The sequence below is a fragment of the Rhizobium sp. BK275 genome (assembly GCF_014193555.1).
GTDB lineage: Bacteria > Pseudomonadota > Alphaproteobacteria > Rhizobiales > Rhizobiaceae > Rhizobium.
This window is the reverse complement of sequence record NZ_JACHZL010000001.1, coordinates 518,927-534,013: the sequence shown is the minus strand read 5'-3', so window position 1 is coordinate 534,013 and position 15,087 is coordinate 518,927. Positions and strand designations below refer to the sequence as shown.

At 61.0% G+C, this 15,087-nt stretch carries 11 protein-coding genes; 10 read left to right on the top strand and 1 reads right to left on the bottom strand.

Annotated features, from left to right (window positions below):
• Nucleotides 1-268: 268 nt before the first annotated feature.
• Together FHT82_RS02385 and FHT82_RS02380 are read left to right on the top strand one after the other, a co-directional pair.
• Nucleotides 269-1,036 (top strand): universal stress protein, encoded by a 768-nt coding sequence (locus FHT82_RS02385; protein WP_210276643.1) that lies wholly within the window; start codon nt 269-271, stop codon nt 1,034-1,036.
• A gap of 10 nt (nt 1,037-1,046) precedes the next feature.
• Nucleotides 1,047-2,552, top strand: coding sequence for an acetyl-CoA hydrolase/transferase family protein (locus FHT82_RS02380; protein WP_183725960.1), 1,506 nt, complete (start codon nt 1,047-1,049; stop codon nt 2,550-2,552).
• Between the two features lie 190 nt (nt 2,553-2,742).
• On the opposite strand, the gene FHT82_RS02375 is transcribed toward FHT82_RS02380, so the two are convergent.
• Nucleotides 2,743-3,513 (bottom strand): cyclic nucleotide-binding domain-containing protein, encoded by a 771-nt coding sequence (locus FHT82_RS02375; protein ID WP_183725958.1) that lies wholly within the window; start codon nt 3,511-3,513, stop codon nt 2,743-2,745.
• Nucleotides 3,514-3,755: 242 nt separating this feature from the next.
• On the opposite strand from FHT82_RS02375, the gene FHT82_RS02370 reads away from it, so the two are divergent.
• The 8 genes from FHT82_RS02370 (at nt 3,756) to FHT82_RS02335 (ending at nt 15,087) form a co-directional block, all read left to right on the top strand.
• The gene (locus tag FHT82_RS02370) at nt 3,756-6,506 is read left to right on the top strand and encodes an MFS transporter (RefSeq protein WP_183725956.1); all 2,751 of its coding nucleotides are present in this window, start codon (nt 3,756-3,758) and stop codon (nt 6,504-6,506) included.
• A gap of 15 nt (nt 6,507-6,521) precedes the next feature.
• On the top strand, nt 6,522-10,265 hold the full coding sequence (locus FHT82_RS02365) for a nitrate reductase subunit alpha (RefSeq protein WP_183725954.1): 3,744 nt from the start codon (nt 6,522-6,524) through the stop codon (nt 10,263-10,265).
• Nucleotides 10,262-11,788 (top strand): nitrate reductase subunit beta, encoded by a 1,527-nt coding sequence (gene narH / locus FHT82_RS02360; RefSeq protein ID WP_183725952.1) that lies wholly within the window; start codon nt 10,262-10,264, stop codon nt 11,786-11,788. Before FHT82_RS02365 ends, narH begins: the two co-directional genes overlap by 4 nt.
• Nucleotides 11,785-12,498: a nitrate reductase molybdenum cofactor assembly chaperone gene (narJ, locus tag FHT82_RS02355; protein WP_246698032.1), complete on the top strand. Its 714-nt coding sequence runs from the start codon at nt 11,785-11,787 to the stop codon at nt 12,496-12,498. Before narH ends, narJ begins: the two co-directional genes overlap by 4 nt.
• A gap of 13 nt (nt 12,499-12,511) precedes the next feature.
• Nucleotides 12,512-13,243 carry a respiratory nitrate reductase subunit gamma gene (gene narI, locus FHT82_RS02350; protein ID WP_183727226.1) on the top strand — a complete coding sequence of 244 codons (732 nt, stop codon included), beginning with the start codon at nt 12,512-12,514 and terminating at the stop codon, nt 13,241-13,243.
• A 5-nt stretch (nt 13,244-13,248) separates the two neighbouring features.
• Entirely contained in the window at nt 13,249-14,136 is an 888-nt protein-coding gene (locus FHT82_RS02345) for a peptidylprolyl isomerase (protein WP_183725950.1), read from the top strand.
• 9 nt (nt 14,137-14,145) lie between these two features.
• Nucleotides 14,146-14,430: a hypothetical protein gene (locus FHT82_RS02340; protein WP_183725948.1), complete on the top strand. Its 285-nt coding sequence runs from the start codon at nt 14,146-14,148 to the stop codon at nt 14,428-14,430.
• An 87-nt stretch (nt 14,431-14,517) separates the two neighbouring features.
• Nucleotides 14,518-15,087 (top strand): DUF2478 domain-containing protein, encoded by a 570-nt coding sequence (locus tag FHT82_RS02335; RefSeq protein ID WP_183725946.1) that lies wholly within the window; start codon nt 14,518-14,520, stop codon nt 15,085-15,087.

Sequence of the window (15,087 nt, the reverse complement as noted above, 5' to 3'; positions counted from 1 at the left end):
CGCGGCTCCGGCCGGATGAAACGCCATGACCATCCATATGCAATCGGTGTCGGTTCATCCTCTGCGCCACGGGTAAACACAGGTCCGCTTATCGGCCATCTCTTTGACGGCTTCAAGCGCTCTTATGCCGGTTTGCGCCAGGTCAATGCGCGGCGCAGTCGAGGCGACATCATCGTTCGCAATCGAAATCGGCCAGACAAGGTAGCCTCCGGTGCAACAGCATTTCTTCCTGCCGCTTCTCACATATCCCGACGATACCTCGGAATTCATGATCGCCAATGGTGTGGCGCTCGCCAGGCACATGAAGGCCAGCCTGACCGCGTGTACCGTCGAGATCGCAATCCCGCATGTTTCTCCTGCGCTCGGCTCGCTGATCGTGGATACGGCCAAGCTCACCCAGGAGGCCGAGGCGTTGAGCCGGCAGCGCGGCTCATTTTTAGCCAGGAAGACGCTCGAAGAAGCGAAGGCTGCGTCCGTCGAAATCCGGATGCGAAACATGACGGCCGGAGAACCATTCGTCGCAGACATGCTTTCGGAAGCCGCACGCGCCTATGACCTCGTTCTGCTCGAGGCGGCTGGCCTGTATCGCCCCGTCGTCGAGGCGGCGCTGTTTGAATCAGGTCGGCCGCTGGTGCTCTATCCTCGTCAGAGCTTTGGCGGCAGAATAGACCATGTGGCTATCGCCTGGGACGGCAGCGCGGCTGCTGCGAGCGCGGTGCACAATGCTGCGCCGTTTATCGAGCGCGCCTCCAAAGTCCACCTGGTTTGCGTCACCGACGAAAAGATCGTCAACGACGAGGCCGGCGACCATCTAATTGAAAACTTCCGCAGGAGCGGTGTCGCGGCAGAGATGGTCCGCGTCCACGCCGCCGATAGACCGATCGGCGATGTGTTGCAGACGCAGGCCTTCGAACTGCGGGCGGATCTTCTCGTCATGGGCGGGTTCGGCCATTCTCGACTGCGCGAATTCGTCCTTGGCGGCGCCACGAAATCGGTGCTGACCAACGTCCTCCTGCCCGTCCTGCTATCTCACTAAGGGTACACGCATGTTCAAGGATCGCCTCCGGAGCGCCAAGCTCCGGGACCGTATCGTAGACGCCGAAGACGCCGCCGCGCTGATACGCGACGGCATGACGGTGGGGATGAGTGGTTTCACGCGGGCAGGAGAGGCGAAGGCCGTTCCTCTGGCACTGGCCGAGCGCGCGCGTCGCGACCCGTTAAAGATCACGCTGATGACCGGTGCCTCGCTCGGCAACAATCTCGACAAGACGCTTGCCGAGGCCCATGCAGTCGCGCGCAGGATGCCGTTTCAGTCGGACGCCGTCATGCGCAAGGCGATCAATTCCGGCGAGGTCATGTTCATCGATCAGCATCTGTCGGAGACTGTCGAGTTTCTGCGCAGTGGCCAGCTTCCTCCAGTCGACATTGCAGTCGTCGAGGCAACGGCTATTACCGAGGAAGGTGGTATCGTGCCGACGACCTCGGTCGGCAATTCGGCCAGTTTCGCCATCCTGGCACCGAAGGTGATCGTCGAGATCAACCTGTTACAGCCGGAAGCGCTCGAAGGCTTGCACGATATCTACATCCCGACGAAAAGGCCAACCCGCGAAGTGATCCCGGTCGTCGCTCCCGAAAGCCGGATCGGCCAGCCGTTCATACCCATTCCTCCGGAGAAGATCGCGGCGATCGTCGTGACGCAAAGCAGCGACAGCCCCTCTACAGTTGAGCCTGCAGACGCCGAGACCGCCGCGATTGCCGGACACCTTACCGAGTTTCTCATGAACGAGGTACGGCGTGGACGTCTCACGGAGAAGCTGCTGCCCCTGCAGGCTGGCATAGGGACGATCGCGAACGCGGTCCTGCAAGGATTCGCGGATACACCCTTCCACGACCTCACCATGTATTCCGAGGTGCTGCAGGACTCGACATTCGATCTCATGGATGCCGGAAAACTGAACTTCGCCTCCGGATCGTCCCTGACACTGTCGACGGAGAAGCATCGGCGGGTTCTTGCCGATATCGAGCGATACAAGGCCCGGCTGGTGCTTCGGCCGCAGGAGATCAGCAATCATCCTGAGGTCATCCGGCGTCTCGGCATCATCGCCATCAACACGGCATTGGAACTCGACATCTACGGCAACGTGAACTCTACCCATGTCGGTGGCACACACATGATGAACGGCATAGGCGGATCCGGCGATTTTGCACGCAACGCCTACATGTCGATCTTCGTCACGAAGTCGCTTGCGAAAGAGGGCGCAATCTCACGCGTCGTTCCGATGGTGAGCCATGTCGACCACACCGAGCACGACGTCGATATTCTCGTCACCGAGATCGGGCTTGCCGACCTGCGTGGCCTTGCCCCACGGGAGAGGGCGCGCGTCATCATCGACAACTGCGTTCATCCCAAATACAGGGACGTTCTGGCGGATTACTACAGGCGCGCCGTCCTCCGCGGCGGCCATACGCCACATCTGATCGAGGAAGCGTTAGCGTGGCACGACAATCTTCGTCGGATCGGACGAATGTTGCCGGAAACGGGCGACGCCTAGATCGACGGAAGCAGCCTGCGCGCTGTTGCGGAAGGTCAAGGCGGATCGACAGGAGGTGGAAAGCCTACAGCGCCGCGCGTCTTTTCAGACGCGCAAAGGACGCTGTAGCACTTTGAATTGCTGCATAATTTCATCCTCAAATCGATTCCGATTTGAGGAATTATGCAGTACCGCACACTGGCAGCGGATGTCATTGTCCGCGCTGTCCCCGATCGGCGATCTGAGCGTCCTTTCGGTTTGTTCCGCCATCTGCTGCCGGAAAAGGATCCTCCGGGTCATCGACAAGTGGATCCGGTCTTGCGAATTCGATGAGGATGGCGGGCTCAACGATTTCCACTTTGGATCCGTCGATCTCGATGCCATGCGATTTCAAGGTCGAGAAGGCGCGCGACAGATTCTCGGGCGTCATGCCGAGACGCGAGGCCAGCGTGCGTTTCTCCATGCGGATCTCGACCTGGCCTGAGCCTCCCTGCTCCTTGTCGGCACGTAGGAGCCAGTTTGCCAACCGCTCGGTACCGGTTCGCAGCTTCATACCTTTCAGATCCTTGATGGTGCGCCGGTAGCTTCTGGCAAGTTCCATCACAATCGCGCGCGCAAAGGCGGCATCGGTCTCCATTGCAAAACGCACTTTTTGCGCTGGAATCATAAAGATGTCCGATGGTTCCAGCGTACGGGCGGATTGCAGATAGACTTCGTCGTTGAGGACGGCTGCAAGAATGAAGACGCCGATCGGTCTGATAATGTCCAGCGTGGTTTCCCGCGTCTCCGTCCCCGCAAACATCTCCACCGCCCCGCCGAGCACGACATGGAGAAAATCGGCCGGTTCATTTTCACGAATGAGCACAACGCCGCGTGGGAACCGCTGAAGAAAACTCGTTTCGGTCAGCGCCCGGAACGTTTCCTCGCTCACCTTCGCGAACAGTTCCAACTGTCGAATCTGAGCGGTATTTTCCGGTCGCATCGTATGTTTCTCCGAGCCGCATAACGGTATTTTTGCATGCGATTGATTATTATCAAGCAGAAAGAATAGATAGATCAATCGATGAGGTTATATTTATCATTTCGCAAGCAATTCTTTCTATGCTTTTGACTTTATTACACTTGAACCTCTCTGTTTGACTGAAATCAAAGTCGCAGCACGCATTCCCAGTTACCGATGTCGAGACCGAAGAAGGATCATCTTGTCACGAACGGAACATGGCCATGCCGGCTCCCCAGGAAGTCGATAGCAGAGAACAACGCAACGCACTTGCCGCAAGCACGATCGCCTTCACGGTCTGTTTTGCGGCCTGGACAATCTTCGCCATCATCGGCATCCGAATCCGCCAGGAGCTGGGGCTGACGGAAACCGAATTCGGGCTTCTGGTCGGAACGCCCATACTGACCGGATCTCTCATCCGCGTGGTACTCGGTATCTGGAGCGATATCTATGGCGGGCGCCTCGTCTTCGTGACGACCATGCTGGCGGCCGCACTCGCGACCTTCCTGATGACCTATGCGCAAACCTACCCCCAGATGCTGCTCGCCGCACTCGGCGTCGGCATCGCCGGCGGTTCGTTCGCGGTCGGTGTCGCCTATGTATCGCGGTGGTATCCGCCGGGCAAGCAAGGCGCGGCTCTCGGCATTTTCGGAGCCGGCAATGTCGGATCGGCCGTGACCAAGTTGCTTGCCCCCCTGGTCCTGGTCGCCTGGGGCTGGCATGCCGTCGCCGAGATCTGGGCGGCAGCGCTGGTGATCATGGCGCTGATCTTCTGGTTCATGACAAAGGACGATCCGGTCCATGCCGAACGCCGCCGCACCGGCCAGAAGGCAAAGAGCGCCTGGCTCGAGCTTGAACCGCTGAAAAACGTACAGGTCTGGCGTTTCGCGCTCTATTATTTCTTCGTCTTCGGCGCCTTTGTCGCGCTGTCCTTATGGCTGCCGCAATATCTCATCGGCGTCTATGGCCTCGACATCCGCACTGCCGGCGTGATCGCAGCCTTCTTCTCCGTGCCGGCAAGTCTGTTGCGCGCCTATGGCGGCCGCCTGTCCGATGTTTATGGCGCGCGCCGCGTCCTCTACTGGACGTTCCTGGTCTCGGTCGTGGCGACCTTCATCCTTGCCTATCCACCGGCTGACTATACCGTTCGCACCCTCAACGGCCCCGCCACCTTTCATATCGAGATGGGGCTGGTGGGCTTCACGGTCGTTGTCTTCATCCTTGGCTTCTTCATGGCGCTCGGCAAGGCGGCGGTCTACAAACATATTCCGGTCTATTATCCGGAACATGTCGGTGCCGTCGGCGGGCTGGTCGGCATGATCGGCGGCCTCGGTGGCTTCGTGCTGCCGATCCTCTTCGGGATACTCCTAGATCTGACGGGCCTCTGGACCAGCTGCTTCATGGCGCTCTTCCTGCTGGTCACCGTCGCACTTGTGTGGATGCACGTGGCCGTCCGGCAGATGGAGCGCAAAGCTGCCGGACAGGCGCTCGATGCTCTGCCGCCCTTCCCGGAAATGCAGGGCATGCCAGCCCCGCAGATCGAGACGCGACGCAAAGGCTCGGTGCTCACCGACTGGCGGCCGGAAGATCCGACCTTCTGGGCTGAGACGGGAAGACCCATTGCCCGCCGAAACCTGTGGCTCTCCATTCCGGCGCTTTTGCTCTCCTTCGCGATCTGGCAGGTCTGGTCCGTGGTGGTGGCAAAGCTCCCGCTCGTCGGATTCACCTTCACCACCGACCAGCTCTTCTGGCTGGCCGCCCTTCCCGGCATTTCGGGCGCCACCTTCCGGATCTTCTATTCCTTCATGGTGCCGATCTTCGGCGGGCGGTTATGGACCACGCTGACCACCTGGTCGCTGATCATTCCGGCGCTCGGCATCGGCTTTGCCGTGCAGAATCCCGAGACACCCTATATCGTGCTGCTTCTGCTGGCACTGCTCTGCGGTTTCGGCGGCGGCAACTTCGCCTCCTCGATGTCGAACATCTCCTTCTTCTTCCCGAAGTCGGAGAAGGGCAACGCACTGGCACTCAATGCCGGTCTCGGCAATCTCGGTGTCAGCGTCGTTCAGTTCGTCGTGCCGCTCGTCATCACCGCGGGAATCTTCGGCTGGTTCGGCGGGGATCCGGCAATGACAAAGGGGCCGGTCGATGAAGCGCCGCTGTGGCTGCAGAATGCCGGCTTCTTCTTCGTGCCCTTCATCGCGCTTTCGGCCTTCGCCTGCTGGTTCGGCATGAACGACATCGCCTCGGCCAAGGCTTCCTTTGCCGAGCAGGCAGTCATTTTCCAGCGCCGGCATAACTGGATCATGTGCTGGCTCTATACTGGCACCTTCGGCTCCTTCATCGGTTATTCGGCCGGCTTCCCGCTGCTTGCCAAAACCCTGTTTCCCGATGTCAACGCGCTTCAGTTCGCCTTCCTGGGGCCGCTCGTCGGGGCACTCTCCCGCTCGGGAACCGGCTGGCTTGCCGATCGTTTCGGCGGCGCGCGGGTAACCTTCTGGGTCTTCGTCCTGATGATGATCGGCGCGGGCGGCGTGCTGTGGTTCATCGCGACCAAGGATCAGCCGGGAGCTTTCTGGGGCTTCTTCATCTCCTTCCTCGTGCTGTTCTTCGCGACCGGCGTCGGCAACGCCTCGACCTTTCAGATGATCCCCACGATCATGGGCAAGGAAATGGCCCGGCTGATGCCGAATGCCAGGCCGGAGACCCGCCGCCTGCAGGCGGAGAAGGAATCGGCCGCCATCACCGGCTTCACCTCCGCGATCGCTGCCTTCGGCGCCTTCTTCATCCCGATGGGCTACGGCCTGTCGATCACGTTTACTGGCGGAGCCCAATCCGCGATCTGGGCCTTCCTCATCTTCTATGTGAGCTGCCTCGTCCTCACCTGGGCCGCCTATACCCGCAAGGGCGGCCTCCTCCACGATATCGAGCGCGGCAAGCGCAGCGCTGCCGGCAAAGCGGCTGCGGCTGAATAAGACCAGGAGAAAAACATGTCTCATTTCCTCGACCGGCTCGCCTTCTTCCGGAAGAATGTCGGCCAGTTCTCCAACGGCCACGGCATCGTCACCAGCGAGGATCGCTCCTGGGAGGACGGCTACCGCAAGCGCTGGCAGCACGACAAGATCGTTCGCTCCACGCATGGAGTGAACTGCACGGGCTCCTGTTCGTGGAAGATCTACGTCAAGGGCGGCATCGTGACCTGGGAGACCCAGCAGACGGATTATCCGCGCACGCGGCCGGACCTGCCGAACCATGAGCCGCGCGGCTGCGCGCGTGGCGCTTCCTACAGCTGGTATCTTTATTCCGGCGCGCGTGTGAAATATCCGATGATCCGCGGGCGGCTCCTGAAACTGTGGCGTAAGGCGCGGGGGACCATGTCGCCGGTTGCGGCCTGGGCGTCGATCGTCGAGGATGCCGAAAAGCGCAAGTCCTACATGTCCATCCGCGGTCACGGCGGCTTTGTCCGCGCCAGCTGGGATGAAGTCACCGAGATCGTCGCGGCTGCGAATGCCTATACGGTCAAGGCGCATGGTCCGGACCGCATCATCGGCTTCTCGCCGATCCCGGCCATGTCCATGGTCTCCTATGCTGCGGGCTCGCGCTATCTGTCGCTGCTCGGCGGCGTCTGCATGTCCTTCTACGACTGGTATTGCGACCTGCCGCCTGCAAGCCCGCAGACCTGGGGCGAACAGACCGACGTGCCCGAAAGTGCCGACTGGTACAATGCCGGCTTCATCATCGTCTGGGGTTCCAACGTGCCGCAGACCCGCACGCCGGATGCGCATTTCTACACCGAGGTCCGCTACAAGGGCACCAAGAGCGCCGTCGTCAGCCCCGACTATGCCGAGGCGACGAAATTTGCCGATATCTGGCTCAATCCGAAGCAGGGAACCGACGCGGCACTCGCGCTTGCCATGGGTCACGTCATCCTGCGGGAATATTATCTCGACCGGTCCGTTCCTTATTTCGACGATTATACCCGACGTTATACCGACATGCCGTTCCTCGTCCGGCTCGTCGAGCGGGAGGGCAGATTGGTCCCCGAGCGCCTGCTGCGTGCTTCCGAGCTGGACGGTGCGCTCGGCGAGACCAACAATCCGGAATGGAAGGCCGTTGCCATCGATGAAAAGACGAACGAGCTCGTCGCTCCCCTGGGCTCGGTCGGCTATCGCTGGGGCGAACAGGCGAAGTGGAACCTCGACCAAAAGGATGGGCAGGGCCGAGACGTCCGTCTCAAGCTCACGCTTGCAAACCAGGACGCAGCCGTCGAAGACGTGGACTTCCCCTATTTCGGCGGTCGCGCCACCGAGCATTTCGTCGCGACGGACCATGGCGAAGTCCTCACCCGCCGCGTCCCTGTCCGCACGATTGCCGATGCCGACGGCAAGCTGGTCAAGGTTGCGACCGTCTACGATCTGATGATGGCGAATTACGGCCTCGATCGCGGCTTCGGCGGTGAAAACGTCGCCCGTGACTATAATGACGACCTGCCGTTCACGCCGGCCTGGGCCGAGCGCATCACCGGCGTCAAGCGCGACGCGATCATCACTGTTGCCCGCGAGTTCGCCACCAATGCCGAAAAGACCCAGGGACGCTCGATGATCATCATCGGCGCCGGCATGAACCATTGGTACAACATGGACATGAACTACCGCGGCGTGATCAATCTCCTGGTCTTCTGTGGAGCGATCGGTCAGTCGGGCGGCGGCTGGTCCCACTATGTCGGCCAGGAGAAACTCAGGCCGCAGACCGGCTGGACGCCGCTCGCCTTCGCCCTCGATTGGGCTCGCCCGCCGCGTCACATGAATTCGACCTCCTTCTTCTATGCCCATACGGATCAGTGGCGCTACGAGACACTGACGGCGGCCGAGATCCTTTCGCCGACCGCGCCGGAAGGCGATTGGGAAAACAGCTTCATCGACTACAACGTCCGTGCTGAGCGCATGGGCTGGCTGCCATCGGCACCGCAATTGAAAGCCAATCCGCTCTCGATCGCCGGCAGGGCGAAGGCGGCCGGTCTCGAGCCGAAGGATTATGTGGCGAAAGCGCTGAAATCCGGCGAGCTCGAACTCTCCTGTGACGATCCTGACGATCCGGCCAACTGGCCGCGCAACATGTTCGTCTGGCGTTCGAACCTGCTCGGTTCGTCGGGCAAGGGCCATGAATATTTCCTCAAGCATCTGCTCGGCACCGAAAACGGCGTCATGGGCAAAGACCTCGGGCCTGAAGGCGCCGTCCGCAACAAGGAGGTCGCCTGGCACGACGAGGCACCGCGCGGCAAACTCGATCTTCTGGTGACGCTGGACTTCCGCATGTCGACCACCTGCGTCTATTCCGACATCGTTCTGCCGACCGCCACATGGTACGAAAAGAACGACCTCAATACGTCCGACATGCACCCCTTCATCCACCCGCTGTCGGCGGCGGTCGATCCGGCCTGGGAGGCACGCTCCGACTGGGAGATCTACAAGGGGATCGCCAAGGCCTTTTCGCGTGTTGCTCCGGAGGTGCTCGGCGTCGAGCAGGACGTGGTCCTGACACCGATCCAGCACGACAGTCCCGGTGAGATGGCCCAGGCTTTCGACGTCAGGGACTGGAAACGCGGCGAGATCGAGCCGATTCCGGGCCGCACCATGCCATCGGTTGCCGTCATCGAGCGCGACTACCCGAACATCCATGCCCGCTATACGGCGCTGGGGCCGCTGATGACCTCGATCGGCAATGGCGGCAAAGGCATCAACTGGAAGACCGAACATGAGGTCGCGGCCCTTGGCGCCCTCAACGGCGTGCATTCGGAAGGCGCAGCAAAGGGTCTGCCGAAGATCGATAGCGATATCGATGCCGCCGAAGTCATCCTGATGCTCGCGCCGGAGACCAATGGCGAAGTGGCGGTGAAGGCCTGGGAGGCCCTGTCGAAGGCGACCGGCCGCGACCATGCCCATCTCGCCATTCCCAAGGAAGACGAGAAGATCCGCTATCGCGACATCCAGGCGCAACCTCGCAAGATCATCTCCTCGCCCACCTGGTCGGGCATCGAGAGCGAGAAGGTCTGCTACAATGCTGGTTATACGAACGTACACGAGCTGATCCCATGGCGCACTCTTACCGGCCGCCAGCAGCTCTATCAGGATCATCTCTGGATGCGGGCCTTCGGCGAGGGCTTCGTCACCTGGAAGCCGCCTGTCGACCTGAAGACGATCGGCGTCGTCAAGGATCGCCGGCCGAACGGCAACAAGGAAATCGTCCTTAATTTCCTGACGCCGCATCAGAAATGGGGCATCCACTCCACCTATAGCGATAATCTTTTGATGCTGACCCTCAATCGCGGCGGTCCGGTCGTCTGGATCTCGGAGGTGGACGCCAAATCTGCCGGCATCGTCGACAATGACTGGGTCGAGGTCTTCAACGCCAATGGCGCGCTGACAGCCCGTGCTGTCGTTTCTCAGCGCATCAAGCAGGGCATGATGCTGATGTATCATGCCCAGGAGAAAATCATAAACACGCCGGGCTCCGAGCTAACAGGCAATCGCGGTGGCATCCACAATTCGGTGACGCGTACGGTCCTGAAGCCGACCCACATGATCGGTGGTTACGCCCAGCTCGCCTACGGTTTCAACTATTACGGAACCGTGGGTTCCAATCGCGACGAATTCATCGTCGTTCGCAAAATGTCCAGGATCGATTGGCTCGAAGAGCCGCTCTCAACGGATGCATCCAAGGAGGCTGCAGAATGAAGATCCGTGCCCAGATCGCGATGGTGCTGAACCTCGACAAATGCATCGGCTGTCACACCTGTTCCGTCACCTGCAAGAACGTCTGGACCAGCCGCGAAGGCGTCGAATATGCCTGGTTCAACAATGTCGAGACCAAGCCCGGCGTCGGTTATCCCCGCGAATGGGAAAACCAGGAGAAATGGAACGGCGGCTGGCGGCGCAAGCGCAATGGCCGCATCGAACCGAAAATGGGCGCGAAATGGCGCATCCTCGCTAACATCTTCGCCAATCCGGACCTGCCTGAAATCGACGACTATTACGAGCCCTTCACCTTCGACTATGAGCATTTGCACACGGCCAAGGAGTCGAAAGCCTTCCCGACCGCGCGTCCACGCTCGGCCATCTCGGGCGAACGCATCGAGAAGATCGAATGGGGTCCGAATTGGGAGGAGATTCTCGGCGGCGAATTCGAGAAGCGCTCGAAGGATGTCAATTTCGAAGGCGTCGAAAAGGAAATCTACGGCCAGTTCGAAAACACCTTCATGATGTACCTGCCGAGGCTTTGCGAGCATTGCCTCAATCCGGCTTGCGCCGCCGTCTGTCCGTCGGGTGCCATCTACAAGCGGGAGGAGGACGGCATCGTTCTCATCGACCAGGACAAGTGCCGCGGCTGGCGCATGTGCGTTTCCGGCTGCCCCTACAAGAAGATCTATTACAACTGGTCTTCCGGCAAATCGGAGAAGTGCATCTTCTGCTATCCGCGCATCGAGGCTGGCCAGCCGACAGTCTGCTCGGAAACCTGTGTCGGGCGCATCCGCTATCTCGGCGTGCTGCTTTACGATGCCGACCGCATCGAGGCGGCGGCGAGCGTGCCGAACGAGAAGGATCTCTATCAGGCGCAACTCGACCTCTTCCTCGACCCGAAGGATCCGGAGGTGATCGCCCAGGCCCGCGCCGATGGCGTGCCGGAAGCCTGGATCGAGGCGGCAAAGACATCGCCGATCTGGAAGATGGCGATGGACTGGAAGGTGGCCTTCCCGCTGCATCCGGAATACCGCACTCTGCCGATGGTCTGGTACGTGCCGCCGCTTTCGCCGATCCAGTCGGCCGCTGCTGCCGGCAAGATGGGTCTCGACGGCGACATGCCGGATGTCCGCTCGCTGCGCATTCCGCTGCAATATCTCGCCAATCTGCTGACGGCCGGCAACGAGGAACCGGTGGCCCTGGCGCTCGAACGCATGCTCGCCATGCGTGGCTATATGCGCGTCAAGTCCATCGACGGGCGCATCGACGAGCGTATCGCGGAAAAGGTCGGGCTGACCGGCGACGACATCGAAGACATGTACCGGATCATGGCGATCGCCAATTACGAGGATCGCTTCGTCATCCCGACGGCGCACCGCGAATGGAGCGAGGATGCCTATGATCTGCGCGGCTCCTGCGGCTTCTCCTTCGGTAATGGCTGCTCCGACGGCACGAGCGAGACCAATCTCTTCGGTGGAAAACAGACGAAGAAAGCCTCTAACCCGATGGAGATCGCATGATGGCCGATAGACAGGGGAGTCTCACCTTTCGGGCGCTTTCCGCGCTGCTGACCTATCCGTCCGAAGAGCTCTGCGCCGCAGTGCCGGAGATCGAAGCCGCAATCGCCTCCGAGAGGTTGTTGCCGACAGCCGCCGCAGCCGCACTACAGCCGCTTCTCGATGATCTCGGTTCGCTCGATCTCTTCGACCTGCAGGAGCGCTATGTCGAGCTCTTCGACAGGACGCGGCGCCTCTCGCTGCATCTCTTCGAGCATGTGCACGGCGAAAGCCGCGATCGGGGCCAGGCCATGGTCGATCTCGCCGCGCTCTACGAGAAAGGTGGGCTGGTGCTCGCCGCCAACGAACTGCCGGACTATCTGCCGCTTTTCCTGGAATATCTATCGACGCAGCCGTTGGAGGAAGCCCTGAACCTTCTTTCCGAAACCATCCATATCCTGGGGGCGCTGGAAGAGCGGCTTGCATCCCGGGGCTCTCCCTATGCTGCCGTCCTGACTGCCATTCGCGGTGTGGCCGGCGTCTCGCTTAATGTTTCCGACGACGAAGATCTCTCCAGGGTACCGGACAGTGATCTCGCGGCACTCGATGCGGAATGGGAAGAAACAGCCGTCACCTTCGGTCCCGGAAACAGCGGCATGGACGGCTGTTCCAGCGAACGACTTCAGACCCGTATGCGGGCCGCCCGCCGCGACGTGCGCGCCAATGCCCCTTGAAGGAGGAATGATGATGTCCGAGACGATCAATTCCGTATTCTTCGGCTGGTATCCCTATTTCTGCCTCACCGTTTTCCTGCTCGGCAGCCTGATCCGCTTCGATCGCGAGCAATATACCTGGAAGACCGGCTCCTCGCAGTTGCTTCGCCGCAGCCAGTTGCGCTGGGGGTCGAACCTCTTTCACATCGGCATATTGGTGATCTTCATCGGCCATGCCGGCGGCCTGCTGACGCCGATCGTCATTTTCGATGCGCTCGGCATTCCGCACAGCTTCAAGCAGGGGCTTGCAATCGTCATCGGCGGTCTGGCCGGCATCGCCTGCTTCATCGGCATATCGCTTCTTGCGCATCGCCGTTTCTTCGATCCGCGCATCCGCGCCACCTCGAGCTTCGGCGACATGGCGATCCTGCTCATTCTCTGGCTGCAGCTCTCGCTCGGCCTCTCGACCATCTTCGTGTCCCTCAACCACATGGACGGCCATGAGATGGTGAAGTTCATGAATTGGGCACAGGGCATCCTGACCCTGCAGCCGGCTGCGGCGGCCTATGTCGCGGACGTGCATCCGATCTTCAAGATGCATCTGCTGCTCGGCATGACGATCTTCCTGTTGTTTCCCTTCACCCGGCTGGTCCATATCTGGAGCGCGCCGGTCTGGTATCTCGGCCGTCCCGGTTATCAGGTCGTGCGCAGCCGGTTCACGCGTGAACGGCATCCAGCCCGTTCCTACAGGCATCCGGCGGAGTAACGGCCATGGTTTCCATCGTCATCGACCGTACCACGCCCACCCAAGAGGGCCACGATCACCGGCACGAGCATGCGCCGCCCCGGTCCGTCGCGCCCGTGACCATGCCACCAGTGAGCGTCAATGGCGTTGCGATTTCCCGCAAGGCGATCGCTGCCGAGACACAGAATTTCCCGGCCGCCAATCCGGGTGCGGCCTGGCACGCCGCAACACGGGCGCTCGTCATTCGCCAGCTGTTGCTGGAGGAAGCACGACGTCTCGCTATTGCCGCCGAACCGCAGGCGGATGCGGACGGGCGGCGGGAAACCGACGAGGATGCGTTGCTGCGCGCGCTCCTGGAACGAGAGGTGAAAGTTCCGAGCGCAGATGACGAAACGCTGCGCCGCTTCTACGAGAACAACCGCAAGCGCTTCATCACACCGCCGCTTTTCGAGGCGGATCATATCCTGGTCGCAGCGAGGCACGAGGATGCTGCCGCCTTCGCCGAGGCACAGGACCGGGCGGCTTCTCTTGCTGCCGTCCTGGTGCGGGAGCCGGAGCGTTTTGAAGGCCTCGCCAGGGATTGTTCGGATTGCCCCTCGCGCGAGGTCGGCGGCAGCCTTGGCCAGATCAGCCCCGGAGACACGACACCGGAATTCGAGGCTGCGCTGGTTGGCCTCACCCCCGGAGAAATATCGGCCCCGGTTGAAACCCGCTACGGCGTTCACCTCATCCGGCTGGTGCGGAAAATTGACGGTTCGCTCCTGCCGTTCGAGGCGGTCAAAGGCCCCATCGGCGAATATCTCGAGGAGCATGTCCGCCGGCAGGCGACAGCCCAGTATATTTCGCTGCTGATCGGTCGCGCCGATATCAGCGGTATCGCCCTCGATGGTGCCGCAACCCCTCTGGTGCAGTAAGGAGATGTCATGTTCGGAGCTCTCATTGCCTCCCTCGACAATCCTGAGGTCATGACCGCGCTGGTCGGCGCGCTCGGCATGGAAGGCTTGGACGAGCGGCTCGAAAAGGCGGCCGCCGCCGAAGCCATGGACCCGCCCGACTATCTTGCGACGGTCGTCCGGTCATTCCTGGAAATGGCGTCGGATGATGATTTCGTCCAACTGGTCGGCATCATGAATCGCGCTGAAGATCCGGGGCTTGCCGCCGTTCGGTCCATCCTGCGTAAGACCGTCCTGGAGCAGGGGACGCTGTGACGATGCCTGCCCCTCTGCCTTCTTCCTGCTTCGATTCCCGGTCGGCAATCGTATCCTCCGGCCTGTCTTCTGTTTGAGGAGATATGCATGCAAACCGTTCAGCCACGCTTCCCGATCACAGCGATCGTCTATCCCAAGGGCTCGGACTTCGAGGCTTTTCTACAGGAGGTCACCGATGTAATGACCGCTCGAGGCCTGCGCCTGGCCGGCCTTGTCCAGCACAGCCAGCTAAGGCCCAGCCGCGCGAAATGCGACATCTATCTGCGGGATCTCTCGACCGGTGACATCAGCGCGATCTCCGATGATCGTGGTCCTCATGCTCGCGGATGCGTGCTGAATACCGACCGGCTGCTGAATGCCTGCGAGGCCGTGGAAGCCCGCCTGTCTGACGGGGCCGATCTGTTTGTCCTCTGCAAGTTCGGAAAAACCGAAGTGGAGGGCGGGGGCTTCAGGTCGCTGATGACCAGGGCACTGGAACTTTCAATTCCGGTTCTGATCGGAATTCCGGAAATCAACCTGATGCCGTTTCGGCAATTCGCGGCCGGATTTGCCAGGGAGATCAAGCTATCGGATTTTGCGTCCGATCGGGTGGCGGCTGCAGAGCGTCTGTGCCCGGCATCCTGGCCATCGGACGAAGCGATGGCGGTCGGCGCGTGA